This window comes from Halanaerobium sp. (assembly GCF_003070835.1).
The window spans coordinates 1-1,531 of sequence record NZ_QBLR01000474.1; the positions used below are offsets into that span (position 1 = coordinate 1).

The window sequence follows — 1,531 nt, forward strand, 5'->3', positions numbered from 1 at the left end:
GCATAATCATTCTTGTCGTTTACTGCACTAATGCAATTATAATCTTTATCAAATATTGCAGATGTATGTAAATAATCTCCTGCAATTCTTTGTTTTAAAAGATTGAATACATTATCTGCTACATCATTAAACCCATGTTTCGCAAGTGCTTTTACAATTTCAACACCTGTAGTACCTCTTTCGAGCATATCTTCAATGCCTCTAAAGTCTTCTCTTACATCACGATCAGGAACATCTTTACTACCGTGAGCATAAGTTACTGCCTCTACTTCTTCTTCAGTTATTTCTGGCATACCAACTTCTTTGAAAACTGCCTGTAGAGCTTTAGCTGCTTTGTTTCTAACTTTAATTACATCTTCTTCTTCTACAGGAAGCAGACCACCATCTACTTTTAAATCACGCTGTAAAGTTAAATAATCATCATAGTCATCTACATCATGAGTTGAACCAGCAAACATATTATCATAGTTTGGTACACCACTATAACCTGAGAAGATAAAGTCTGTACCTGGTAAAAACTGCATCAACATTCTTGCAGTTCTTCTTGTTCTGGAATGGGTAAATGTCTGATCATTTCCAGAAGCACACTCTAAATCAAGAAGCATTGCAATTAAATTTTCTGCCAGGATCGCTCTAACCCCAGAAGGAACGGCTCCAGGAACTCCAATACAGCTGATTGAACCATTTTGAATACCCTGTACACCAGCACCTTTGGTCATATATAAACAGCGAGACTCTAGATAAAGCATTGATTTTCCATCAGCAAAACCCATTTCAGCTTCTGAACCAGTTCCAGATGTATATCTCATCTTTAGTCCACGTGAAGCATATGCTGAAGCTAGAAAACTCTTAGACCATGGTGTGTCATCACCATCTACAAATACCTGTTCTGTACCATAGACGGATACTGTTTCTGCATAAGCTGTAAATCCACGTATCCCCATTTCTAATTCCATTGCTTCTTCAACAGCACACTGGGTTAATACTCCCCTTCTTCCTACCTGACCACCAACTAATAATGCAATCGCATTAGAAGGAGCATATCTAACTATACCTACTGTAGTCTCCATTTCATCAAATCCTCGCAAAGCAGCCTCAGCAGCATCAGCTGCAATTAAAGCAGGATGATCTTTTACATTTGTGATGTGACATTGATTTGAAGGAGTTTTTCTAGCCCTCATTTTTTGTACTGCCATCATCATTTCTACTACATTCATTTTCCCTACCACTTCTACTATTTTGGCAGGAGTCATGCCTAATGTAATTTTTTTAATTTCATCTCTAGATACATCTACACTTACAATTTTTTTAGCTAATTCAATAGAATCCTGTGACATTACATTTTCAATTATATCTAAATCTAAAGTATGATCTGCTATAAATGAATCTAGCATATCAAAATCAGCTCGTTTTTTTCCATCTAATTCAACAATTTTACCATTTTCAATTTTTATACTTGGCTTCGGATCATCTGGTCCTTCCATTGCAACTAGACCAGCTTCAGGCCATTCTTTAATAAAAGCATCTTTAC

General features: G+C 36.4%; 1 protein-coding gene. It reads right to left on the reverse strand.

What is annotated here, in order from left to right; genetic code table 11:
• Positions 1-1,531 (reverse strand): propanediol/glycerol family dehydratase large subunit (locus CI949_RS20575; RefSeq protein ID WP_290769904.1); only part of this gene is annotated, 1,531 nt, incomplete at both ends.